The sequence below is a fragment of the Paenibacillus sp. lzh-N1 genome (assembly GCF_002872435.1).
GTDB classification, from domain to species: Bacteria; Bacillota; Bacilli; order Paenibacillales; family Paenibacillaceae; genus Paenibacillus; species Paenibacillus polymyxa_C.
Genome location: NZ_CP025696.1, coordinates 1698309 through 1724003, shown reverse-complemented (window position 1 = coordinate 1724003; position 25695 = coordinate 1698309). Strand labels below are relative to the sequence as shown.

The following is a 25695-nucleotide window of genomic DNA, read 5'->3' as shown; positions in this document are numbered from 1 at the left end:
GTAGAGGGTATTACGCAAGGAGTCTTCTTAAGCAAAGATCTATAAACCATAAAAAAAGTGAATGTTTCACGTGAAACATTCACTTTCTTTCAAACATTTACACTAACGGAGCCTTCAAAGGAGTACCTGGCTTACGCGGGTATTTCCGTGGTGTAGCTGCTCTTTTTTCAATAATAATCATATGTCTGGCTGCATCCTCAACAGGTAGCTGGAAGGCCTGAACATGCTTAATTCTCCCCTTCAGCTCTTTCAAACTGTAGGAAGCTTCCTTGATTTCTTCGGTTGGATCGCTACCCTTCATCGCTGCAAAGTGCCCACCTTCACGGACAAAAGGCAGACAAAATTCATTTAGTACCGCGAGACGGGCAACGGCTCGGGCTGTGACCAGATCATAGCTATCACGATATCCTGCTTTGCGTCCCAATTCCTCTGCCCTGCTGTGAATCAGTTCGACATTTTCCAGTCCCAACTGCTCTACAACATGTGCTAAGAATTGTATCCGTTTGTTCAATGAGTCTACGATGGTCAATTGAATATGTGGAAAACATATTTTCAAAGGGATACCAGGGAAACCTGCGCCTGACCCAATGTCAGCCAGGCTCTCCACATCATTTAACGGAACATAAAAGGCAAGTGAAACAGAATCGTAAAAATGCTTGGTGTACACCGCTTCTCGCTCAGTAATACCCGTCAGGTTCATTTTTTCATTCCATTCAACCAGCACACGGTAATATGTTTCAAACTGCTCTAACTGACTGTCATTAATCACAATGCTATGCTCTGCCAGCCGCTGCTTGAACTGCTGTTGTATCGCGTCCATTAAGATCCCCTCGCTGCCGTTACACGGTTATAGTGCTCCAAATAAACCAGCAAAATGGAAATATCCGCAGGAGTTACACCGGAGATACGGGATGCCTGACCAATGGACATCGGACGAATCTTCTCAAGTTTCTGCTTGGCTTCAATGGCCAAGCCTTGAACTTCATTGTATGCGATATCCTCTGGAAGCTTCTTCTTCTCCATTTTTTGCAGGCGTTCTACATGCATCAACTGCTTTTCAATGTAGCCCGCATACTTAATTTGGATTTCCACCTGTTCTTGCTCTTCCTCAGTAAGGGCTACAGGTGAAGGTGAAATTTGTGCCACTTGTGCATAGCTAATCTCAGGTCGACGCAGTACCGTTAACAAATTACTGCCGTCCTGTATCGGTGCAGATCCACCTTGCTCCAGCATCTCATTTACATCAACCGGACGAACTTTAGCTAAACGCAAACGCTCAATTTCTTGCTCTACCTTTTGTTTTTTATCCAAAAAGCGCTCGTATCGTTCATCAGTAATCAGGCCAATATCATGCCCGATCGGAGTCAATCGCAGATCCGCGTTATCATGCCGCAGCAACAGACGGTATTCTGCACGGGAGGTCAGCAAGCGATATGGCTCATTTGTACCCTTCGTCACTAGATCGTCGATCAGAACCCCAATATAACCTTGAGAACGATCCAGGACGACGGGCTCTTTGCCCTGCACCTTGCGAGCTGCATTAATCCCAGCCATAATTCCTTGACCCGCAGCTTCTTCATAACCGGATGTCCCGTTAATCTGACCTGCTGTGAACAAGCCAGGTACTTTTTTCGTTTCCAAAGTAGGCCACAACTGAGTAGGTACCATCGCATCATATTCAATAGCGTAACCATTACGCATCATTTCTACCTTTTCCATCCCTGGAATGGTACGCAGTACTGCTAATTGCACATCTTCTGGCAAGCTTGTCGACAAGCCTTGAACATAGTATTCAGATGTGTTTTTACCCTCAGGCTCCAAAAAGATTTGGTGCTTCGGCTTATCACTGAAACGCACCACTTTATCTTCAATAGATGGGCAATAACGTGGTCCCGTTCCTTCAATCAGACCCGAGAACATCGGTGCACGATGCAAATTATCATTAATAATCTGATGTGTTTCCACTGAAGTATACGTCAGCCAGCAAGGAAGCTGCTCATTATCCGAGGACTTCGTTTCATAGGAGAAGAACTTCGGCTGATCATCGCCTGGCTGTATTTCTGTTTTACTAAAATCAATTGTATCCTTATGCACACGTGGTGGTGTTCCTGTCTTAAACCGAACTAGATCAAAACCAAGCTCTCTCAAATGTTCAGAAAGTCTCAACGAAGGCTGCTGATTGTTCGGACCACTCTCATACATCAGCTCACCCATAATGATTTTCCCGCGCAGATAGGTGCCAGTAGTCAGGACAACTGCTTTACTACGATACTCTGTGCCCGTCTTCGTAATTACACCTACGCATTTACCATCTTCTATAATTAGTTCTTCAACCATACCTTGGCGTAAGGTCAGATTCGGTTCCTTCTCCATCGTTTCCTTCATCGCATGCTGATAAGAAAACTTGTCTGCTTGCGCACGCAAGGCATGCACGGCAGGACCCTTACCAGTATTTAACATTCTCATTTGGATAAATGTCTTGTCGATATTCCGACCCATTTCGCCGCCCAATGCATCAATTTCCCGTACTACATGACCCTTTGCGGGACCACCAATAGACGGGTTGCAGGGCATGAATGCGACCATATCCAGGTTAATTGTGATCATCAATGTACGACAGCCCATCCGTGCTGCTGCCAAGGCGGATTCTACGCCCGCATGGCCCGCACCGACGATAATCACATCATAGTCGCCTCCTTGATATCCCATACCTCTCTTACCTCCTTATACATTCGAGTCTTCACCCAATATGTTCTTGTGTATCTATAACGATAGCAGGCTTAAAACAGCCATGCTTGAATGTTCTACTTACCCAGACAGAATTGTGAAAATATTTGATCTATTAACGCATCATGCGCAGTATCGCCTACAATCTCACCCAACTGCTCCCATGCCAGCCTTACATCAATCTGGATCATATCAATCGGAACTAATTGATCAGCGGCTTCATAGGCATCTACCAATGATTGGCGCGCTTTCTTCAGCAAAGCAATATGCCGTACATTGCTGACATACGTCATATCCGCTGATTCCAGCTTGCCGCTAAAGAATAAATTCGATATAGCCTGCTCCAGCCGATCTGCTCCCTCATTTTCCTTCACAGACATCGGCACAATAAGCTCTTCAGGAACATAGCGCAGCAACAAATCCCGGTCTATTTGGGCCGGTAAGTCCATTTTATTCATAATAACAATCGCTTGTCTACCGCGGATTTGTTCCATTAATGCCATTTCATCCTCGTGCAGTGGTTCGTTGGCATTAATGACGATGAGCAACAGATCCGCTTCACTCACTGCCGTTCTCGAACGCTCTACCCCGATCCGTTCCACGACGTCCATCGTTTCCCGGATTCCAGCTGTATCCAGCAACTTGAGCGGAATATTATTAATCGTCACATACTCCTCAATAACGTCACGGGTCGTACCCGGAATATCGGTCACAATCGCCCGTTCGCCCTGAGCCAGTGTGTTTAGCAGTGACGATTTGCCTACATTCGGCCTTCCGACAATCGCTGTAGTCAGCCCTTCACGCAAAATTTTCCCCTGCTCCGCTGTATGCAACAACCGATCAATTTCCGCCATGACCTGGCTGCTTTTATCCTTGATTAACTCAGACGTAAAGGATTCTACATCATGCTCAGGGTAATCAATATTTACTTCGATATGAGCAAGTGTCTCGACCAAAACATGACGCAAACGACGAATATTCTGGGACAGTTGCCCATCCACCTGCTTCAAAGCCATCGAAAAGGCTTTATCGGATTTGGAGCGAATTAAGTCAATGACGCCCTCCGCTTGACTCAGATCAATACGACCATTCAAAAAAGCACGTTTCGTAAATTCACCTGGCTCAGCCAGACGTATATTTTGCAGCAGTAACAAATCCATCACTCGTTTAACGGCTACCACCCCGCCATGAGTGCTGATCTCTACCACATCTTCTGTTGTAAAAGAGCGTGGTGCCCGCATCACTGTAACTAAAACTTCCTCCACCTTCTCTTGGCTTTGAGGATCTATAATATGTCCATAGTGTACCGTGTGCGTCGGAACCTTACTTAAGGGCGTTTTACTACGGAACAAAGCCTCCACTTCCGTGACCGCTTCTGGACCGCTGACCCGCACAACTGCAATGCCGCCCTCGCCGACAGCCGTTGCAATGGCAGCTATGGTATCGCTCAGCATATCGTTTCTACCTCCTATCAAGTATAAACGGCATTGCCGCCCTTCATTAAGGACGGCACCCGTTCAGTGTGAAATATAAGAAAAAAAGCAATGGCTTCTGCAGCTTGCAGAGAGCCATTGCGTCGGATTATTTCTTGGCAATGACAACGCGCCGATTAGGCTCGTCCCCCTTGCTGTATGTTCTAACCAGCGCATGCTGCTGGAGCTTGGCGTGAATCAGCTTCCGCTCCTGGGACGGCATTGGCTCCAGTACCACTTCCTTGCCATAGCGAACAGCTTGGTTCGCTAATCGTTCCGCCAAATCCTCCAGCGTTTTCCGCCGACGTGCACGAAATTGCTCGGCATCCAGCACAATTCGGATAAATTTATCAGAATGACGGTTAGCAACAATATTCGTCAGGTACTGCAAGGCATCTAATGTCTGTCCTCTGCGGCCAATTAGCATACCGAGCGATGGACCGGAGATATCCAGAGTACTTTCATCCTTGCGATGACGGACATCGACTTCGACGTCCAGTCCCATGCCTGCAGCAGTTTCACGGATGAAACGCACCGCCTCTTCATAAGGATCTATATGTCCCCTGGATGCTTCCATGTTCCTCTGCGCTTCCTGCGCAACAGACCCAGCTTGTGATACAGCCTGTCCCACGTCAGAAGGTGCTTGAGCCGATACATGAGGTTCAGCCGTGTGTGTGGTTTCAGGAGACGGCTCAGAAAGCAGCGTAAGCTCCACCTTCGCCTTTTTGACCCCTAGCCACCCCAGGAATCCTTTTGACGGCTGTTCCAACACGTTTACGGTTACCCGTTCACGGCTTACTCCCAGCTGGGAGAGTCCTTGTCTTACAGCATCTTCAACGGTTTTTCCTGATGTCACGACTTTGGTCATCTCGACTTTTTAGCCCCCTTCGTGTTTTTACCACCTTTTTTCTTACCATTAGAGGAACCTGTTTTCGTGAGACTGGCTGTTTTCACATTAGCCAATGCTGCGTCCTTATCATTATTCCGATAAAGGAAATAGTTTTGAACAATCGTGTAAATATTACTGAAGAACCAGTACAACGGCAAAGCAGACGGGAAGTTATACGACATGAATAGAATCAGCACCGGATAGACATACAGCAAAAATTGCATTGGTCCTTGCTGCGGTGTCGGATTCATTTTCATCATCATCCAAGTTTGGATAAAAGTCGTAATCGCTGCTAGAATAGGCAGGATAAAGAAGTGATCCGGTTTACCTAACTGGAGCCACAAAAAGTCATGATCCCGCAATGCCGAGTTATAATAAATGGCATTATAAAGCGCGATAAAAATGGGCATCTGTACTAACAAAGGCAGACAGCCCGCCATTGGGTTAACCTTGTTTTCTTGAAACAATTTCATCGTTTCTTGCTGGACTCGCTCAGGTGTATCCTTGTATTTCGCTTGAATTTCTTTTAATTGCGGCTGAATAGCCTGCATTGCTCTGGAACTGCGTACTTGCTTGAGTGTAAGCGGCAAAATAATGGTACGCACGATGATCACCAGAATCAGTACGGCCAGGCCATATTCTCCAGAGAACCATTGAGCAAATGTATCCAGCGCATACGAAAACCAGTAAACGACATATCTTTGCCACCAAGATCCATTGGCCAAGTCTGCCGTCGTGTAAGAATTGTGAGCCGCCTGGGTACATCCGGACAGCACAGCAACAAGTGCCAATAAGGCAATCAGGAGGAACCATTTTCCCCGTTGAGTCTTCAAACGCGACACTTCATAACCCCTTTCTTAACCAATCCATTCCAACGTAAATCATACCATATCCTGTAGGACAAAGATACTGATTATCGGCGCGTAGACTTGAGCAGCGAGGCTTTGCGCAAAACGTGCAGCACGCTTTTCTCCAGCTCTTGATACGACTTTGTAACCGCACCCTTACGAACGATAAAAATCAGGTCAATCTGCTCCACCAATTCCTGCTCATGATGGCGCACGATTTCCTTAACGATCCTGCGCATCCGGTTGCGGACAACTGCATTGCCGATCTTCTTGCTAGCCGAAATTCCGACGCGGAACTGCTCTACCTCTCTGCGGCGGAACCAATACACCACAAACTGATGGTTGGCAAAAGATTTGCCATGGCGGTATACGCGCCCAAAGTCCGCCCGGTTTCGTAGACGCAATTTTTTTTGCACGGCGCTTCTCCTTGCTCATCTCTTTTACACATATCGGTAAGCAACCCTTACCTCTTATATAGTAAGAAGTATGGACAATATTCCAACATGGTAATCTCGCTTATTTTATATCCGTTTTCAAAAACTTCATCTAATATAGAGCAGGATGCAGGGCTTGTCCCTCTTTTTACACTACCTTTCTACAATCAGAAGAAGCAATCCGATCCATAAATACTTCAATTATGAAAAAAAAGACCACCGTAGTGGTCTTTATGCACGCATTACGCACTCAATACTTTTCTACCTTTTTGGCGACGAGCTGCCAAAACTTTACGGCCATTCTTCGTGCTCATTCTTTTACGGAAGCCGTGAACTTTTTTACGTTTGCTGACATTCGGTCTGAAAGTCGGTCTCATTGTGCTGCACCTCCTTACAAGGAATACGTTTTATATGGAATATACCTAACATAGCAATCTCCACAAAAAACACCTTTGTACATTTAACCACAAATAGCGGCCAAAGTCAATGTACTTCTGAATTCTCTCCCTCTTTTTCACATTCAGAAACCCTCTCCGTCTTTCCCCATCATTCACTCTACTCTTTTCTTCCCCTTTATTCCTGATTTTTCGCTTCTTCTCCATGATCAAGATTCATCAACATTTTACTGTGAATTTCGTCCCTCACATATACTGCTCTTTTAACTGCTTTTTTTTCATTTATTTATTTCCGCATTTGAACCCACGCCGTTTCAGATCCCCACCATCTGATTTGCCAAAAACAATGTCGGAAACGTTACCGGAAATTTTCAACACAAAAACAAGCCCCTGTAACCAAAAGGCAACAGGTGTTATACACAGATCCACAAAAAGAATGGAATTGTGATTTAAATGGTCATAACCTGTGCATAACATTTTAGAGTGAAAAAGAGTTATTGTCGAAAACTGAACAAATTATAAACAATATCTTGTGTTGTGAATAAAAATTGTACACAACAGATTGAATTTGTGGATAAATAACCACGAGTCATTGAAATACAAGGCTTCTTTTGCTATGATGATATTACTTTTGAATGTGAATATGTTGTTTTACCCTCCATATTATCAACACCCTGTGGATAAAGTTGTGAACAAGTTCAATTTATCCATCTTTTTATTTTTGTGCGGATTCGGGATTCTGGGGATATATTCTACATTTTTCATTTGATTTCGACATATTGCAGTCCCGTTTTGGCCTGCGGGATCAAGAGAACGGATCGTGCCGCACATTCCCTCCTGAGAAATATCGCCCTTCTTCTGCTGATCAGCAGTGGAATTTTCCATTACTATTTTTCAGGGCATTTTGTGCTGCGTTCTCTCACTACACTGCCGCATGATTTAGGCGGCGGTATGTCTTTTTATGGCCTTCAAACAATATTTTTGTGATTTTAGGCGTTTTGCCGAAGCGCCGAGAGTAGCTCTCTGCAGCTTAATTCGGTAAAATGTCAGGATTTAAAAGGAGTGACGTCTGTGGACAGCCATACCTCTGAACTATGGCAGCAAATTCTATCCATTATACAAACCAAGCTGAGTAAGCCGAGTTACGATACTTGGTTTAAGGCTACCAAGGCAGCGAAACTAAATGACCACTCCATTGTGATTTCTGCACCGACAACTTTTGCCGTGGAATGGCTTGAAAGCCGCTATACCAAGTTAGTCGGGGCAACGGTTTATGAGATTTTGGGCAAGCATTTAGAGGTCAAGTTCGTTATTGAAGAGAACAAGCCCGCCGAGGTCGACCTTCAGCAACAACCTCAGCAGCAGCCGGTCGTTCAAGAAGAAGCTGTGTCCCATATGCTGAATCCCAAATATACATTCGATACATTTGTCATCGGATCGGGGAACCGTTTTGCCCATGCGGCATCGCTGGCCGTCGCCGAGGCGCCGGCCAAAGCTTACAATCCGCTGTTTCTATACGGTGGTGTAGGTCTGGGGAAAACGCATCTGATGCATGCTATCGGACACTATATTTTGGAGCACAATCCGACCAGCAAGGTCGTTTATTTATCGTCGGAGAAGTTTACGAACGAATTCATTAATGCCATCCGCGACAACCGTGGGGAAAGTTTTCGGAATAAATATCGCAACATTGATATTTTGCTCATTGATGATATTCAATTCATTGCGGGCAAGGAATCGACGCAAGAGGAATTTTTCCATACGTTCAATGCGCTTCATGAGGAACGCAAGCAGATTATAATCTCAAGCGATCGGCCGCCTAAAGAAATTCCAACGCTGGAAGAACGGCTGCGCTCTCGCTTCGAGTGGGGACTGATTACGGATATTCAACCGCCGGATCTGGAGACGAGAATTGCTATTCTTCGGAAAAAGGCGCGGGCGGAAAACCTGGATATTCCTAATGAGGCCATGATGTATATCGCGAATCAAATTGATACAAACATCCGTGAGCTGGAAGGAGCGCTCATTCGCGTTGTCGCTTATTCTTCCTTAACCAATCAGGATGTATCAAGCCATCTCGCGGCTGAGGCGTTAAAGGATATTATCCCATCCAGCCGTCCAAAAATGATCACGATTCAGGATATACAGCATCAAGTCGGGGAATTTTATAATCTACGACTGGAAGATTTCAAAGCACGTAAGCGGACGAAGGCTGTGGCTTTTCCACGGCAGATTGCCATGTATCTTTCCCGTGAGCTAACCGACTATTCTTTGCCGAAAATCGGCGAAGCTTTCGGCGGACGTGATCATACGACTGTCATTCATGCGCACGAAAAAATCTCCAAATCCATTCAAGTGGATCAGGATCTATTTAAAGTTATCAACAACCTAATAGAAAAAATCAAAAATCCAACCTGAACAAGTTCAGAGCCTATACACAATTTATACACATGTGGATAGGCTTGATTTTATTAGGGTTACAGATAGTTATCCACATATTCAGTGCGCCTATTACTATTACTAATATATTTTAAAGATATACATCACCTATATAAGGCCCGCGTCAACGCGTGCTTGAAGGATTAAAACCCGTAGGAGGAACTTATGAAGATTAGCATTCTGAAAAACGTTTTGAACGAGGCCATACAACATGTATCCAAAGCGATATCCAGTCGGACGACAATTCCAATTTTGAGTGGTATTAAGCTGGATGTGAATCACCAGGGAGTCACACTGACCGCCAGCGATACAGATATCTCTATTCAATCCTTTATTCCGATGGAGGATGGTGACCAAACGGTCGTTCAGATCGAACAACCCGGCAGTGTAGTGCTACCCGCTAAATTCTTTGTCGAAATTATCAAAAAGTTGCCGTCTCAGGAGATCCGTATGGAGGTAAAAGACCAATTCCAAACCTTTATCTCATCCGGTGCTACTGAAATTCAGATCGTTGGTTTGGACCCTGAAGAATTTCCGGTGCTTCCCAACATTGAAGAAAATCAAGTGATCTCTGTGCCAGGTGATTTGCTTAAAAATATGATTAAACAAACGGTATTCTCCATCTCTACCCATGAAACGACACCTATTTTGACTGGTGTATTGTGGAATCTGGCTGAGGGCGAATTGAAATTTGTCGCAACGGACCGCCACCGCCTTGCCACCCGTAGCGCTCATTTGGACACGTCTGAAGGCTTGCGTTTTAGCAATGTTGTCATTGCAGGCAAAACGCTCAATGAGCTGAGCAGAATTATTCCGGATCAAAATATGCTTGTGGATATCGTCGTAGCGGACAATCAGGTATTATTTAAGGTGGATCGCGTGTTATTTTACTCCCGCATCTTGGACGGCACCTATCCTGATACTTCTAGAATTATTCCGACTTCCTACAAAACAGAACTGATTGTGGACACAAAAAGTTTGAGCGAGTCTATTGACCGTGCTTATTTGCTGTCCCGTGAGGAAAAAACGAATATTGTAAAAATGCAATCGTTGGAAAACGGTGATCTAGAGATTTCCTCCAGCTCATCTGAACTTGGTAAAGTGCGTGAGGAAGTAAATGTATCCAAATTTGAGGGAGAGCCACTCAAAATCTCGTTCAACTCCAAATATATGCTCGACGTGCTGAAGGTAATTGACAGCGAGCAGCTGACGATTGCTTTTACCGGCATTATGAGCCCTATTATTTTAAAACCGGCAGATTCCAGCAATGCGCTGTATATCATCCTGCCATATCGCACAACCAACTAGCGTCACCCACCCGAACAAGCGAAAGGATGAACAGGCCTTGAAACCAATATCTATACAGACCGAATACATCAAGCTCGATCAATTTTTGAAATTAGCCGATTGTGTGTCCACAGGAGGCATGGCTAAAGCCCTACTGCAGGAAGGGCAAGTCCGCGTTAATGGTGAGCCAGAAGAACGTCGCGGAAGAAAATTGTACCCAGGCGATACCGTAGAAGTAGAGGACATTGGACGTTTCGAGGTTACGGCAGGAGCATGATCGCCTGAACGGCAAGGACTCCTTTTAGGTGCGGAATAACAAGGGGGACCCTATGTGTTTGTGAACAATATTGTTTTGCAGCAGTACCGGAACTATGAACAGCTGGAGCTGAATGAATTTGGGCCCGTTAATTTGCTGATCGGACAAAATGCGCAAGGCAAAACGAATCTGGTTGAGGCGATTTTTGTATTAGCCTTAACTAAAAGTCACCGAACGTCCCGTGACAAGGAATTAATTTCTTTCGGGGCTACTTCCACACATCTAGCTGCCGATGTGGATAAGAAATACGGGAAAATCAGATTGGATCTCTCGTTATCCACACAAGGCAAAAAAGCAAAGATCAACGGGCTAGAGCAGCGAAAGCTGAGCGATTTTATCGGTTCGTTAAACGTGGTCATGTTTGCGCCCGAGGATCTGGAAATTGTCAAAGGAACACCGGGGGTTCGCCGCCGGTTTCTTGACATGGAAATTGGACAGGTTGCGCCAGGATATTTGTATCATTTGCAGCAATATCAGAAAGTGCTGGTTCAGCGAAATAACCTGCTCAAGCAAGCTTGGGGTAAAGATATGGCGTCCGTGCAGCTAATGCTGGAGGTATGGAATGAGCAACTTGTTGAGCATGGTGTTAAAATTGTAAAAAAGCGGAAACAATTTACAACAAAGCTACAAAAGTGGGCCCAAGCCATTCATGAAGGGATTGCAGGTGGGACAGAAGAGTTAAAATTAGCCTATGTTCCCTCCTTCGGTGAGCCAGAGGAAGAAGATGAAGCTGTCTTATTGGAGCGATTTATGATAAAGTTATCCCAAATGAGGGAACAGGAAATCCGCCGTGGCATGACTTTGGCGGGACCTCATCGTGATGATTTGGCCTTTGCCATTAACGGCAGAGAAGTGCATACGTATGGCTCTCAGGGGCAGCAGCGGACGACGGCCCTGTCTTTGAAGCTGGCCGAAATAGAATTAATTCATGAGGAAATTGGGGAGTATCCTATCCTGCTGCTGGATGATGTATTGTCCGAGCTGGACCCCTATCGTCAGACTCAGCTGATCGAGACTTTCCAAAGCAAGGTACAGACCTTTATCACGGCAACCGGGATTGAGACGTTGAACGCAGAACGACTTAAGGGTGCCCATATTTATCACGTCCACGACGGGCATGTGGAACACTAAGGAGTGAGTGACCGGTATGTATATTCATCTGGGTGGAGAAAAGATCATCCGCTCGTCAGAGCTTGTGGCTATTTTCGATATCTCGATTGAAAAATCCTCTAAAATCTCCAAACAATACGTGAACCACGCTCAGCAGCAAAAGCATGTCGAGATGATTGGCGAAGAGGAAGCCAAGTCCATCGTAGTGACTCAGAATACGGTGTATTATTCCCCCATCTCCTCAACAACACTCAAAAAGCGGGCAAACCAGTTTGTTGCCAATGCTTAACCATAGAAATCTATAGAAGTAGGTGAAAGGCATGTCTATGAATCAACCGTCTTATGATGCGGGCGAGATTCAGGTCCTCGAAGGCCTGGAAGCGGTTCGGAAACGTCCCGGGATGTATATTGGCTCCACGAGCGTCAAGGGGCTCCATCATCTGGTCTGGGAAGTTGTGGACAACAGTATTGACGAAGCGCTGGCGGGTTATTGTAACAGCATTCAAGTTGTCGTTCACAAAGATAATAGCATTACCGTTACAGATAACGGCCGCGGTATTCCGGTAAGTGAACACGCCAAAATGAAAAAATCAGCGCTGGAAGTCGTAATGACCGTACTTCACGCAGGTGGTAAATTCGGAGGCGGAGGGTACAAGGTGTCTGGTGGTCTGCACGGGGTTGGTGTATCCGTGGTGAACGCTCTCTCCAGCAAAATGATCGTTCATGTCAAACGGGATGGACATGTATATGAGCAGGAATACCATCGTGGTGCTCCACAGTATGATGTCAGAGTCATCGGTGATACAGAAGAGACAGGTACCCAAACAACCTTCTATCCGGACGAACAAATCTTTACCGAAACGACCGTATATGACTATGATACGCTGCAGACGCGGATTCGTGAGCTGGCTTTCCTGAACAAGGGCATTGCAATTAGCTTGACCGATGAACGGACAGGCGCCAGCGATACATTTCACTATGAGGGTGGAATCAGTGAATATGTGCAGTTTCTGAATCAAAAAAGAGAAGCACTGCATGAACAGCCGATTTATGTCGAAGGCTCTCGTGACATGATTCAGGTCGAAGTTGCATTGCAATATAACGACAGCTATACCGAGAATATTTATTCTTTTGCCAACAATATCAACACCCATGAGGGCGGAACTCATGAATCAGGTTTCAAGAGTGCATTAACCCGGATTATTAACGATTATGCACGCAAAAATGGCTTGATTAAGGATAACAACGCCAATTTGACTGGTGACGATGTACGCGAAGGTTTGACAGCGATCATCTCCGTCAAAATCCCAGAACCACAGTTTGAGGGTCAGACTAAAACAAAGCTCGGCAACAGTGAAGTGCGAGGAATTGTCGAGTCTCTGTTCGCAGAGAAACTCCAGGAATTCCTGGAGGAGAACCCGTCCGTCTCCCGCCGTGTGGTTGATAAATCATTACAAGCAGCTCGAGCCCGGGAAGCAGCGCGCAAAGCGCGTGAACTTACACGTCGCAAAAGTGCGTTGGAAATTAGTTCGCTCCCAGGTAAGCTGGCGGATTGCTCCTCTAAGGACGCTTCGATCAGTGAATTGTACATCGTCGAAGGTGACTCAGCAGGGGGATCGGCCAAGCAGGGGCGTGATCGTCACTTTCAAGCGATTTTGCCAATTCGCGGTAAAATCCTGAATGTTGAAAAGGCACGCTTGGACCGTATTTTGTCCAGTGATGAAATACGTTCGATGGTAACAGCAATGGGTACAGGGATCGGAGATGATTTTGACATCACCAAAGCCCGTTACCACAAGGTCATTATCATGACAGATGCCGATGTCGATGGTGCTCATATTCGCACATTGTTGCTGACGTTCTTCTATCGCTACATGCGCAAAATCATTGATGCGGGCTATATATACATTGCTCAGCCACCACTATTCAAAGTTGAGCGTAACAAAGTTGTTCGTTATGCGAACTCTGAGGCGGAACGTGACGAGATCATTAAGGAATTTGGAGAAAATGCGAAGTACAATGTACAGCGTTATAAAGGTTTGGGTGAGATGAATGCGACCCAACTTTGGGAAACCACGATGGACCCAGAGAGCCGTACAATGCTGCAGGTAACTGTCAGTGACGCGATGCTGGCTGATACGCTGTTCAATACCTTAATGGGTGACAATGTAGAACCTCGCCGCGACTTTATCCAAGAACATGCGAAGTACGTGAAAAACCTAGATTTCTAATGTGTGTTATTCCATCCTGATGGCTATGTTATCTGTTCATTAGGATTGTATAGGAAAGAGTGCACAAGGGGCGCCCAAATGGGGCGTCCCTTTTCTTGTCATTAACCAGCCCGGATGGATTTGAATATTTAATTTCAATGTTTTAGGCCTTTTTCTTAGAGCGTACAGGTTTACCTGTGGATGCCGTATACCGGCCGTAGCCTACTGCATATCTGAATATTTTATGATAGAGGCTTTTGTTTGGGAGAGAAGCGAACACTTTGATGGCTGGTCTTGTATTGACCTCCAAAATCCACGGATAGTTTTGCTGGTCCAATCCTACATCTAACCCGATTTCCCTTAAACGAGGGTATCTTTTTTGTAGCTGCCAAGCTACTCGCTCGCCCATTTTCGATAATTTTTGCTCCAGTCGAACGGCTTCCTTTACATCCATGTATGGAGCCACCAATTCATTGAAAAAGCGCGTTGTCCCACCGCTGTGATGATTGGTGACGACTTTGTCAGGAGCAGCTACACGTCCTACAATAAGCGTTGTTTCCCATTGATGCCTCAAGTTCATCTGGGTTAATACCCTCAGATCGAAGGGACGGGCTTCATGCTGAAGAAGAGGAATTCCGCGCTGTATTAGATATGGACGTTTCTTTATACGAGAAGAAACCACCCTATGCAACTCATCCAGACTTTCAAAGGTGAGGATATCTACTTCATAGCGAAGCACATACCAAGTTCTCTCCTCGATGATTCCTTCTTCTGTCGGCGGAAGCTGCTCTGTCTGCCTTTCTGCGCGCATAACCCCTTTACCATAAGTACCATTATCCGGCTTAATATAGACAGTTCCATACACCGCCAACATTTCATTCAGGTGCTCAAACGTGTACAAACGTGTTTCCGGTATATAAGCGGCCAATGTCGGATGGGGAAGAATGGCATTTGTTTTGGCCCACTTACTGGATACTCGCTGAATTGACAAGTATTCTCATCCCTTTCTTTTCGAAATATGAGTCATGTACCTGGAATACACACCCTTTAACAAAACAAGGGAAACTAAAGGACAAGCGCGTAAAACAATGATATAATAGAGAAATACGGCGTTTTTCGGAATTTTGCTAAGTAGAACCCTGACCGTATACGTATTGTATGTGGAAAAGGCCCTTAGGGTGGGGGCTAATCCCCAGTTCAGGGGAATTTGTTATAATCAGGGCTTGTAAGTTGTACAAGAAAATAGCAATCTGCTACAGGCAGAAGGGGAATGACGAGGGTTTTACGCTGTAAAGAGGACAAATGCGTTTAATTGTGCTCTTTTTGTGAAAGTAATATAATTATACAGATGAGGATTTCAGCCAAAATCCTGCGCAAGGAGCGGAGTATATAGGCAGTGTCTTGTTAGGCTTTTCACATAGAGAGCGCTGTATTGAAGGATGAGAAGGAGGACCAGCATGGCGGATCAAAATAACTCGCAAATCATCAATAGGGATATCGGAGTGGAAATGCGCGAATCCTTTATGGATTATGCCATGAGTATTATTGTTAGCCGTGCCTTGCCTGATGTGCGGGACGGACTGAAGCCGGTACACCGTCGTATTCTGTACGCGATGTCCGAGCTAGGCATGTCGCCAGATAAGCCTTATAAAAAATCGGCAAGAATCGTCGGTGAAGTTATCGGTAAGTACCACCCTCATGGTGATACGGCTGTGTATGATACGATGGTGCGGATGGCGCAGGATTTTTCCTTGCGTTATATGTTGGTGGATGGACACGGTAACTTTGGCTCCGTGGATGGAGATATGGCAGCAGCAATGCGTTACACTGAAGCACGGCTGTCCAAGATAGCCATGGAAATGCTCCGTGATTTGAACAAAGAGACCGTTGATTTTATGCCTAACTACGATGGTGAAGAGAACGAGCCTGTCGTATTGCCTGCACGTTATCCTAACTTGCTGGTTAACGGTGTCGGCGGGATTGCAGTTGGTATGGCAACCAATATTCCTCCGCATAACTTGGGAGAGGTTATCGATGGTGTACAAGCGCTGATCGAAAACCCTGACATTACGCCGATGGAACTTATGGATTACATTCAAGGGCCGGATTTCCCGACAGCAGGTTATATCTTAGGTCGCTCAGGCATTCGCCAGGCGTATCAGACTGGCCGCGGATCTGTGACCATGCGTGCGAAGACCACCATAGAAGAGATTGGCAATAAAGCACGGATTATCGTGCATGAACTGCCTTACCAAGTGAACAAGGCTCGTCTGGTCGAGAAAATTGCTGAATTAGTGCGTGACAAGCGTATTGAAGGCATTACGGATCTTCGAGATGAATCCGACCGTACGGGTATGCGTATCGTTATCGAGTTGCGTAGAGATGTGAACCCGAACGTCGTTCTGAATAATTTGTTTAAACATACAGCCATGCAGTCCAATTTTGGTATCAATATGCTTGCGATTGTAAACAATGAACCGAAGATTTTGAACCTGAAAGATGTCTTGTATTATTATCTCAAGCATCAGGTTGAGGTTATTCGTCGTCGGACAGAATTCGATCTGAAAAAAGCCGAAGCTAGAGCACACATTCTGGAAGGCTTGCGTATTGCTCTTGACCATCTGGACGAAGTTATTTCCTTGATTCGTTCTTCCCAAACTGCAGAAGCAGCCCGTGAAGGACTGATTGAGCGTTTCTCGCTGACTCTTGAGCAGGCTCAGGCTATTCTCGATATGCGTCTGCAACGCTTAACCGGTTTGGAACGTGAGAAGATCGAGAACGAATATAACGAGCTAATTCAAAAGATAATGGAATACCGTGAAATTTTGGCGAATGAGCATCTGGTACTCAACATCATTAGCGAAGAGCTGAATGAGCTGAAAGGACGCTTCGCCGATGATCGTCGCACTGAAATTACAGTGGGTGAAGAAAGTATTCTTGATGAGGATCTCATTCCGCGTGAAGACGTTATTATTACTGTAACCCATACTGGATATATCAAACGCCTTCCTGTTACTACGTATCGCAGTCAAAAACGCGGTGGTCGTGGTGTAGTAGGTATGGATACCAAAGATGAGGACTTCGTAGAGCATCTGTTCATTACGAATTCACATCATCATTTGTTATTCTTTACGGACAAGGGCAAGGTATACCGGATTAAGGCTTATGAGATTCCAGACTTAAGCCGGACAGCTCGGGGGACACCGATTATTAACCTGATTCAGATTGAACAGGGTGAGTCGATCAATGCGGTAATTCCAATTGAGGAATTTGTGGAGGACAGTTATCTATTCTTTGCGACCCAACATGGGATTATTAAGAAAACACCTCTTGATGACTATGCGAATATCCGCAAAGGCGGCCTGATTGCCATTAACTTGCGCGAAGATGACGCCCTGATCGAAGTGAAGCTGACTGATGGACAGCAGGAAATGATTATCGGCACAGCACAAGGTATGTCTATCCGTTTCCCTGAAAGTGATGTACGATCTATGGGACGTAGTGCTACAGGAGTTAAAGGGATTAGTCTTGATGAAAGTGATGCTGTAATCGGCATGGATATCGTCAATACCGACCTGGATATTCTGATCGTAACAGCCAAGGGTTATGGCAAACGTACCCCTGCTGTGGATTATCGTATCCAGAGCCGTGGGGGCAAGGGGATCAAGACGATTAACGTTACCGATAAAAATGGTCCAGTTGTCGGCCTCAAGGTTGTAAAAGCCGAGGAGGACTTGATGATTATTACAGCTAGTGGCACCTTGATCCGGACTAGCATGGGGGAAATCTCCACGATGGGTCGGAATACGCAAGGGGTAAGGCTGATTAATATTCGCGATGATGATTCGGTTGCAACGGTTTGTCGTGCGAACAAGAATGAGGAGCAAGATGAACTGCTTGAGGATTTATTAGAGGATGGAGGAACTGGTGAGGAGCCAACTCTATCATCTGCTGAACCAACTCTTGAAGTGAATACAGAAGATACGGAAGGTAACGATTCAGAATCTTCTGAGGACGAATAAGCCCTGAATATAGAAACAACAAATGTAGATTGAAGAGACTCTCTGGCTATTTGGTCAAGAGAGTCTTTTTTTCTTGTTCAGGCTGACCAATTCAGACCAGTACGTTTTTAAATGGCATAAAATGAATGTACAGGATCATTTCCAAGTAATATAATGACATCATAACTGGCAGCTGGAGCAGCTGTTGTGAGAACAGAGAGGTTGACCATGACAACTGTACCCGTATCCGAATTAAAAGCAGGACTTAAATTGCAAAGCGACGTTTTTACTGAAATGGGCAGCTTGCTACTACCGAAAGGGCGAATTCTGCTACCACGTGACTTAGAGATTTTAGAGGCGTTCCTGATTCAACAAGTAGAGGTAGGGACGGATGATATTGCAAAATCCGGTAGCGAGCCTACCACTGTTCGATCTGGGACATCTGAATCGCAGGGAGCTTCGTTAGATGGGCGAGATGAATCTGAACAATTCCAGGATGAGTATGACAAAATGGTGATGCTTGTTAAGAATGCGTTTCAATCAGTGCTCGTCTCTAATTTATCTATATATGAGTTGCGGGGACAACTAGAGTCCTTGCTGGCGCATATCCAACGCTATAATGTAATGACCTATACTCCGCCTGCTATGATCGAAGTGGACTATATTTTTCACAATGCCGTGCTAACCTCCCTTACCTCTTACTCCATTGCACAATGGATTGGGTTGCCTCAAAAGGATTGGATGCAGGTGGCTTTTGCCGGATTGCTTCATGATATAGGAAATGCTAAGATGGACCCGTCCATTCTGTACAAGCCTTCCCAACTAACGCAGGAAGAGCAAGAAGAAGTACGCCGCCATACATCACTAGGATACCAATTGCTTAAAAATGTGAAGGCTATTAACGAAGGTGTGCGTTTGGCAGCTCTTCAACATCACGAGAAAGTGGACGGTACTGGATATCCATTGCGTCTTAAAGGGGAGCAAATCCACATATACGCTAAAATCGTAGGGGTGGCTGATGTATTCCATGCCATGACTCTGGAGAAAACATACCGACCTGCTCAATCACCGTATCTGGTTCTAGAGCAAATCAAATCAGAATCATTTGGAAAGCTGGACCCAAGTGTCGTGCAAGTCTTCATTCAAAAGCTAACCCAATTTAATAATGGGACCAAGGTGCGTCTCAATGATAACCGTACAGGGGAAATTATATTTGCTGATCGAGACCACCCGACTCGTCCGTTGATTCAAGTAGATGGCGAGATCATTAACCTGATGCTTCAAAGAGAGATTTATATCGAGTGTATTGTTACGTAACTGAGTTTTTTTAAAAAAACAGTTGCACAATATAGTGGATTTATGATATATTCTTTCTTGTCGCTTCAAGTGTTGAAATAAAAGAAGCAGAAAACACTCTTGAAAAAAAGTGTTGACACAAACCTGAATAACATGATATACTATAAAAGTTGCTGAGGGGAACGGAAGAAAACCTAAAGCGAACAAAGAATGTTTGATCTTTGAAAACTGAACAACGAGTGAGTAAACTGATTTTGTTCGCAAAATCAACAATGAGATATTTTATCTCGTCAGTTTCAACATGAGCTAATCGCTCTTTCGATAAACCAACTTCGGTTGGTCTTTAATGGAGAGTTTGATCCTGGCTCAGGACGAACGCTGGCGGCGTGCCTAATACATGCAAGTCGAGCGGGGTTATTTAGAAGCTTGCTTCTAAATAACCTAGCGGCGGACGGGTGAGTAACACGTAGGCAACCTGCCCACAAGACAGGGATAACTACCGGAAACGGTAGCTAATACCCGATACATCCTTTTCCTGCATGGGAGAAGGAGGAAAGACGGAGCAATCTGTCACTTGTGGATGGGCCTGCGGCGCATTAGCTAGTTGGTGGGGTAAAGGCCTACCAAGGCGACGATGCGTAGCCGACCTGAGAGGGTGATCGGCCACACTGGGACTGAGACACGGCCCAGACTCCTACGGGAGGCAGCAGTAGGGAATCTTCCGCAATGGGCGAAAGCCTGACGGAGCAACGCCGCGTGAGTGATGAAGGTTTTCGGATCGTAAAGCTCTGTTGCCAGGGAAGAACGTCTTGTAGAGTAACTGCTACAAGAGTGACGGTACCTGAGAAGAAAGCCCCGGCTAACTACGTGCCAGCAGCCGCGGTAATACGTAGGGGGCAAGCGTTGTCCGGAATTATTGGGCGTAAAGCGCGCGCAGGCGGCTCTTTAAGTCTGGTGTTTAATCCCGAGGCTCAACTTCGGGTCGCACTGGAAACTGGAGAGCTTGAGTGCAGAAGAGGAGAGTGGAATTCCACGTGTAGCGGTGAAATGCGTAGAGATGTGGAGGAACACCAGTGGCGAAGGCGACTCTCTGGGCTGTAACTGACGCTGAGGCGCGAAAGCGTGGGGAGCAAACAGGATTAGATACCCTGGTAGTCCACGCCGTAAACGATGAATGCTAGGTGTTAGGGGTTTCGATACCCTTGGTGCCGAAGTTAACACATTAAGCATTCCGCCTGGGGAGTACGGTCGCAAGACTGAAACTCAAAGGAATTGACGGGGACCCGCACAAGCAGTGGAGTATGTGGTTTAATTCGAAGCAACGCGAAGAACCTTACCAGGTCTTGACATCCCTCTGACCGGTCTAGAGATAGGCCTTTCCTTCGGGACAGAGGAGACAGGTGGTGCATGGTTGTCGTCAGCTCGTGTCGTGAGATGTTGGGTTAAGTCCCGCAACGAGCGCAACCCTTATGCTTAGTTGCCAGCAGGTCAAGCTGGGCACTCTAAGCAGACTGCCGGTGACAAACCGGAGGAAGGTGGGGATGACGTCAAATCATCATGCCCCTTATGACCTGGGCTACACACGTACTACAATGGCCGGTACAACGGGAAGCGAAGCCGCGAGGTGGAGCCAATCCTAGAAAAGCCGGTCTCAGTTCGGATTGTAGGCTGCAACTCGCCTACATGAAGTCGGAATTGCTAGTAATCGCGGATCAGCATGCCGCGGTGAATACGTTCCCGGGTCTTGTACACACCGCCCGTCACACCACGAGAGTTTACAACACCCGAAGTCGGTGAGGTAACCGCAAGGAGCCAGCTGCCGAAGGTGGGGTAGATGATTGGGGTGAAGTCGTAACAAGGTAGCCGTATCGGAAGGTGCGGCTGGATCACCTCCTTTCTATGGAGAATCGTTTCCTGCAATGGAAACATTCAAATATGAAGCGTAAGCTTCAAAAACTACTCACTCGTTGCTCAGTTTTGAGAGTTCAAACTCTCGAATTGTACCTTGAAAACTGGATACCGAAACGAAATTGCGTTTTAGAATATTCCTTTAAGCTGATCTTGTGTAAACAAGTGAAATAAAGGTAGCATATCGTATTTACAATGTAGATACTAGGTTAAGCTACAAAGAGCACACGGAGGATGCCTAGGCGCCAGGAGCCGATGAAGGACGTGGCGAACAACGATAAAGCCTCGGGGAGCTGTAAGCAAGCTTTGATCCGGGGATGTCCGAATGGGGAAACCCGGCTGTCTTCATCGACAGTCACTACTCACTGAATTCATAGGTGAGTGAGAGGCAGACCAGGGGAACTGAAACATCTAAGTACCCTGAGGAAGAGAAAACAATAGTGATTCCGTCAGTAGCGGCGAGCGAACGCGGATTAGCCCAAACCAAGGAGCTTGCTCCTTGGGGTTGTGGGACGTCTCACATGGAGTTACAAAGGAACCGGTTAGATGAAGAGGTCTGGAAAGGCCCGCCAGAGAAGGTAAAAGCCCTGTAGTTCAAAACTTGTTCCCTCCGAGACGGATCCCGAGTAGTGCGGGGCACGTGAAACCCCGTATGAATCCGGCAGGACCATCTGCCAAGGCTAAATACTCCCTGGCGACCGATAGTGAAGCAGTACCGTGAGGGAAAGGTGAAAAGCACCCCGGAAGGGGAGTGAAATAGATCCTGAAACCGTGTGCTTACAAGAAGTCAGAGCCCAATTTAGGGGTGATGGCGTGCCTTTTGTAGAATGAACCGGCGAGTTACGTTCCCGTGCAAGGTTAAGGTGAAGAGCTGAAGCCGCAGCGAAAGCGAGTCTGAATAGGGCGACTGAGTACGTGGACGTAGACCCGAAACCGGGTGATCTACCCCTGTCCAGGGTGAAGGTGCGGTAACACGCACTGGAGGCCCGAACCCACGCATGTTGAAAAATGCGGGGATGAGGTGGGGGTAGCGGAGAAATTCCAATCGAACCCGGAGATAGCTGGTTCTCCCCGAAATAGCTTTAGGGCTAGCCTCGGAAAAAAGAATCGTGGAGGTAGAGCACTGATTGGGTGCGGGGCCCGCAAGGGTTACCAAGCTCAGTCAAACTCCGAATGCCATAGATTTAGTTCCGGGAGTCAGACAGTGAGTGCTAAGATCCATTGTCGAAAGGGAAACAGCCCAGACCATCAGCTAAGGTCCCCAAGTGTGTGTTAAGTGGGAAAGGATGTGGAGTTGCACAGACAACCAGGATGTTGGCTTAGAAGCAGCCACCATTGAAAGAGTGCGTAATAGCTCACTGGTCGAGTGACTCTGCGCCGAAAATGTAACGGGGCTAAACACACCACCGAAGCTATGGCTTGATGCTTGCATCAGGGGTAGGGGAGCGTTGAATGCGGGTTGAAGGTGTACCGGAAGGAGCGCTGGACTGCATTCAAGTGAGAATGCCGGTATGAGTAACGAAAAGATCTGTGAGAATCAGATCCGCCGAAAGCCTAAGGGTTCCTGAGGAAGGTTCGTCCGCTCAGGGTAAGTCGGGACCTAAGGCGAGGCCGATAGGCGTAGTCGAAGGACAACAGGTCGAAATTCCTGTACCACCGTAATCCGTGATGAGCGATGGGGTGACGCAGTAGGGTAGTGACGCGGACTGATGGATGTCCGTCTAAGCAGTGAGGCTGATGTGTAGGCAAATCCGCACATCGTTAAGGCTGGGCTGTGATGGGGAGCGAAAATTATAGTAGCGAAGGTCATGATCTCAGACTGCCAAGAAAAGCCTCTAGCCAGGAGAAGGTGCCCGTACCGCAAACCGACACAGGTAGGCGAGAAGAGAATTCTAAGGCGCGCGGAAGAACTCTCGTTAAGGAACTCGGCAAAATGACCCCGTAACTTCGGGAGAAGGGGTGCCTCGGTAGGGTGAATAGCCCGAGGGGGCCGCAGTGAAAAGGCCCAAGCGACTGTTTAGCAAAAACACAGGTCTGTGCGAAGCCGCAAGGCGAAGTATACGGGCTGACGCCTGCCCGGTGCTGGAAGGTTAAGGGGAGTGGTAAGCCTTCGGGCGAAGCTATGAACCGAAGCCCCAGTAAACGGCGGCCGTAACTATAACGGTCCTAAGGTAGCGAAATTCCTTGTCAGGTAAATTCTGACCCGCACGAATGGCGTAACGACTTGGGCGCTGTCTCAACGAGAGATCCGGTGAAATTTTAATACCTGTGAAGATGCAGGTTACCCGCGACAAGACGGAAAGACCCCATGGAGCTTTACTGCAGCTTGATATTGAATTTGGGTACGATCTGTACAGGATAGGTGGGAGCCGTAGAACTTTGAGCGCCAGCTTGAAGGGAGGCATCCTTGGGATACCACCCTGATCGTATCTAGGTTCTAACTTGGTACCGTAATCCGGTGCGAGGACAGTGTCAGGTGGGCAGTTTGACTGGGGCGGTCGCCTCCTAAAGAGTAACGGAGGCGCCCCAAGGTTCCCTCAGAATGGTTGGAAATCATTCGAAGAGTGCAAAGGCAGAAGGGAGCTTGACTGCGAGACCTACAAGTCGAGCAGGGACGAAAGTCGGGCTTAGTGATCCGGTGGTACCGCATGGAAGGGCCATCGCTCAACGGATAAAAGCTACCCTGGGGATAACAGGCTTATCTCCCCCAAGAGTCCACATCGACGGGGAGGTTTGGCACCTCGATGTCGGCTCATCGCATCCTGGGGCTGAAGTAGGTCCCAAGGGTTGGGCTGTTCGCCCATTAAAGCGGTACGCGAGCTGGGTTCAGAACGTCGTGAGACAGTTCGGTCCCTATCTGTCGTGGGCGTAGGAAATTTGAGAGGAGCTGTCCTTAGTACGAGAGGACCGGGATGGACGTACCGCTGGTGTACCAGTTGTTCCGCCAGGAGCACCGCTGGGTAGCTATGTACGGAAGGGATAAGCGCTGAAAGCATCTAAGCGTGAAGCCCCCCTCAAGATGAGATTTCCCAATTAGTAAGACCCCTTGAAGACGACGAGGTAGATAGGTTGGGGGTGGAAGTGCAGTAATGCATGGAGCTGACCAATACTAATCGGTCGAGGGCTTATCCTAAAGATAAAGCGCAATGAAGTTTCGGATCCAGTTTTCAGGGTGTAAGTTCAGTATATCATCAGCTCAAGTAGCTGAAGTTACACGAACAAACACACAGCATTTGGCGATGCTGATTCCTGAAAAAGAATTTACGGTGTAAATTCATGTTTGGTGGCGATAGCGGAGGGGTTCCACACGTACCCATCCCGAACACGACCGTTAAGCCCTCCAGCGCCGATGGTACTTGGACCGCAGGGTCCTGGGAGAATAGGACGTTGCCAAGCAACAAGTAGAGAACCATGATCTTATTAAGATTATGGTTCTTTTTTTGCATATAGATGTAATTTGGAAATATCCTTACAAAAGGAAGGTAACATTTTTGTTACGGAATGTAAGAGCAAACCCTGTATAATATAGGTATTGAATCCCATACACATACGCTGCTATATTGCAGAATTATGCAAACTCCATTATAGGATTTTGTATAGTCAATCAGGCTGGTAAGGAGGGAAGATCATGCGGCGAAATAAATGGCTTGCTCTATTGGTGCTATTCAGTGTCGCTGTCGCGATTCTTACCGGGTGCGTGGAAGAGGAGCCTTCTTGGACATCGTTTGAGGGCGCTGCTAACGAGAAGACGTTTCCGGTTCCCAAAGAAGCTAGTAAAACTGATCGGGCCAGCAGCAATTCGGATATGGACTATGTACGCTATGCACTGCCAGCGTTGAAGGAAAGCGATAGTCTACCTGCTCCTTATCTGGAGGAGATTGCAGCTTGGGGCTGGACTGAGGAACCGAATTTATCTACCTCGAATCAGAAGGTGTTCCAGAAAAATAAACACATGGTGCATTTGTCTGTGCATGATGGTTCTTTTACCGTATTGGTTCCAAAAGACAGAAAAGCTACCGTGAAGAGTAAAAGTGTAGACCTTAATTAAGAGTGCGATTTTCAATCAAGTATGCAACACAAGATGTATTGTGGGGTCATAGTTAACTCATAGCGTATTGGTTGCTGTGCGTATAATGATGAATGATAAGATGGGGAAGCACTTGAAACTGCCGTTGTGTAGAGAGTGGCTTCCTTTTATATATTTGTGTATAGATTGATTTACTATTTTGACGACATATATAATGTGGATAAAGTCTATTTAGTGAGAGAATAAAGGGATTATAATTGTTAAATTACAAAAAAGGAGCAACCCGGGGCGGGTTGCTCCTTTTTATTATTCTTAGGCTGAAGCGTTGGAGATACA

General features: G+C 46.5%; 17 protein-coding genes and 3 rRNA genes. 12 read left to right on the top strand and 8 right to left on the bottom strand.

Going from position 1 to position 25695, the window contains the following annotated elements; all coding sequences use genetic code 11:
- Positions 1-97: 97 nt before the first annotated feature.
- The 7 genes from rsmG to rpmH form a co-directional block, all read right to left on the bottom strand.
- Positions 98-820, bottom strand: coding sequence for a 16S rRNA (guanine(527)-N(7))-methyltransferase RsmG (rsmG, locus tag C0638_RS07780; RefSeq protein ID WP_040102455.1), 723 nt, complete (start codon positions 818-820; stop codon positions 98-100).
- Positions 820-2709 (bottom strand): tRNA uridine-5-carboxymethylaminomethyl(34) synthesis enzyme MnmG, encoded by a 1890-nt coding sequence (gene mnmG / locus C0638_RS07775; protein ID WP_013373918.1) that lies wholly within the window; start codon positions 2707-2709, stop codon positions 820-822. The genes rsmG and mnmG overlap by 1 nt, the downstream gene beginning before the upstream one ends.
- 95 nt (positions 2710-2804) lie before the next feature.
- Positions 2805-4181, bottom strand: coding sequence for a tRNA uridine-5-carboxymethylaminomethyl(34) synthesis GTPase MnmE (gene mnmE / locus C0638_RS07770; protein WP_013373919.1), 1377 nt, complete (start codon positions 4179-4181; stop codon positions 2805-2807).
- Positions 4182-4308: 127 nt separating this feature from the next.
- Complete coding sequence (jag, locus tag C0638_RS07765) at positions 4309-5067, bottom strand: RNA-binding cell elongation regulator Jag/EloR (RefSeq protein WP_013373920.1); 759 nt, start codon at positions 5065-5067, stop codon at positions 4309-4311.
- Entirely contained in the window at positions 5064-5930 is an 867-nt protein-coding gene (locus tag C0638_RS07760) for a YidC/Oxa1 family membrane protein insertase (RefSeq protein ID WP_058712147.1), read from the bottom strand. Before C0638_RS07760 ends, jag begins: the two co-directional genes overlap by 4 nt.
- Before the next feature lie 71 nt (positions 5931-6001).
- A complete protein-coding gene (gene rnpA / locus C0638_RS07755) occupies positions 6002-6352 on the bottom strand; it encodes a ribonuclease P protein component (protein ID WP_013373922.1) in 351 nt (116 codons plus the stop codon).
- Positions 6353-6612: 260 nt separating this feature from the next.
- Entirely contained in the window at positions 6613-6747 is a 135-nt protein-coding gene (gene rpmH / locus C0638_RS07750; RefSeq protein ID WP_007433250.1) for a 50S ribosomal protein L34, read from the bottom strand.
- A gap of 1089 nt (positions 6748-7836) precedes the next feature.
- Here rpmH and dnaA point away from each other — a divergent pair.
- From dnaA to gyrB, 6 genes are all read left to right on the top strand, one after another.
- Positions 7837-9183, top strand: a complete 1347-nt coding sequence (dnaA, locus tag C0638_RS07745; protein WP_013368644.1) for a chromosomal replication initiator protein DnaA — start codon at positions 7837-7839, stop codon at positions 9181-9183.
- 186 nt (positions 9184-9369) lie between these two features.
- A complete protein-coding gene (gene dnaN, locus C0638_RS07740) occupies positions 9370-10512 on the top strand; it encodes a DNA polymerase III subunit beta (RefSeq protein WP_058712146.1) in 1143 nt (380 codons plus the stop codon).
- A gap of 37 nt (positions 10513-10549) precedes the next feature.
- The gene (yaaA, locus tag C0638_RS07735) at positions 10550-10768 is read left to right on the top strand and encodes a S4 domain-containing protein YaaA (RefSeq protein WP_016822440.1); all 219 of its coding nucleotides are present in this window, start codon (positions 10550-10552) and stop codon (positions 10766-10768) included.
- Between the two features lie 54 nt (positions 10769-10822).
- On the top strand, positions 10823-11938 hold the full coding sequence (recF, locus tag C0638_RS07730) for a DNA replication/repair protein RecF (protein WP_058712145.1): 1116 nt from the start codon (positions 10823-10825) through the stop codon (positions 11936-11938).
- A 16-nt stretch (positions 11939-11954) separates the two neighbouring features.
- Complete coding sequence (remB, locus tag C0638_RS07725; RefSeq protein ID WP_007433255.1) at positions 11955-12206, top strand: extracellular matrix regulator RemB; 252 nt, start codon at positions 11955-11957, stop codon at positions 12204-12206.
- A 31-nt stretch (positions 12207-12237) separates the two neighbouring features.
- The gene (gyrB, locus tag C0638_RS07720) at positions 12238-14148 is read left to right on the top strand and encodes a DNA topoisomerase (ATP-hydrolyzing) subunit B (protein WP_013368648.1); all 1911 of its coding nucleotides are present in this window, start codon (positions 12238-12240) and stop codon (positions 14146-14148) included.
- 142 nt (positions 14149-14290) lie between these two features.
- On the opposite strand, the gene C0638_RS07715 is transcribed toward gyrB, so the two are convergent.
- The gene (locus tag C0638_RS07715) at positions 14291-15118 is read right to left on the bottom strand and encodes a YheC/YheD family protein (protein WP_013368649.1); all 828 of its coding nucleotides are present in this window, start codon (positions 15116-15118) and stop codon (positions 14291-14293) included.
- A gap of 466 nt (positions 15119-15584) precedes the next feature.
- On the opposite strand from C0638_RS07715, the gene gyrA reads away from it, so the two are divergent.
- The 6 genes from gyrA to C0638_RS07685 all read left to right on the top strand — a co-directional run bounded on the left by gyrA (position 15585) and on the right by C0638_RS07685 (position 25380).
- Complete coding sequence (gene gyrA / locus C0638_RS07710; protein ID WP_040102452.1) at positions 15585-18149, top strand: DNA gyrase subunit A; 2565 nt, start codon at positions 15585-15587, stop codon at positions 18147-18149.
- Positions 18150-18356: 207 nt separating this feature from the next.
- Entirely contained in the window at positions 18357-19445 is a 1089-nt protein-coding gene (locus C0638_RS07705; protein ID WP_058712144.1) for an HD-GYP domain-containing protein, read from the top strand.
- Between the two features lie 322 nt (positions 19446-19767).
- A 16S ribosomal RNA gene (locus C0638_RS07700) occupies positions 19768-21321 on the top strand.
- A gap of 218 nt (positions 21322-21539) precedes the next feature.
- Positions 21540-24465: ribosomal RNA gene (locus C0638_RS07695) — 23S ribosomal RNA — on the top strand.
- A gap of 146 nt (positions 24466-24611) precedes the next feature.
- Positions 24612-24728 (top strand): 5S ribosomal RNA (gene rrf / locus C0638_RS07690).
- Together the 16S, 23S and 5S rRNA genes form the textbook arrangement of a ribosomal RNA operon.
- A gap of 232 nt (positions 24729-24960) precedes the next feature.
- The gene (locus C0638_RS07685; protein WP_013368653.1) at positions 24961-25380 is read left to right on the top strand and encodes a hypothetical protein; all 420 of its coding nucleotides are present in this window, start codon (positions 24961-24963) and stop codon (positions 25378-25380) included.
- Positions 25381-25695: the final 315 nt, after the last annotated feature.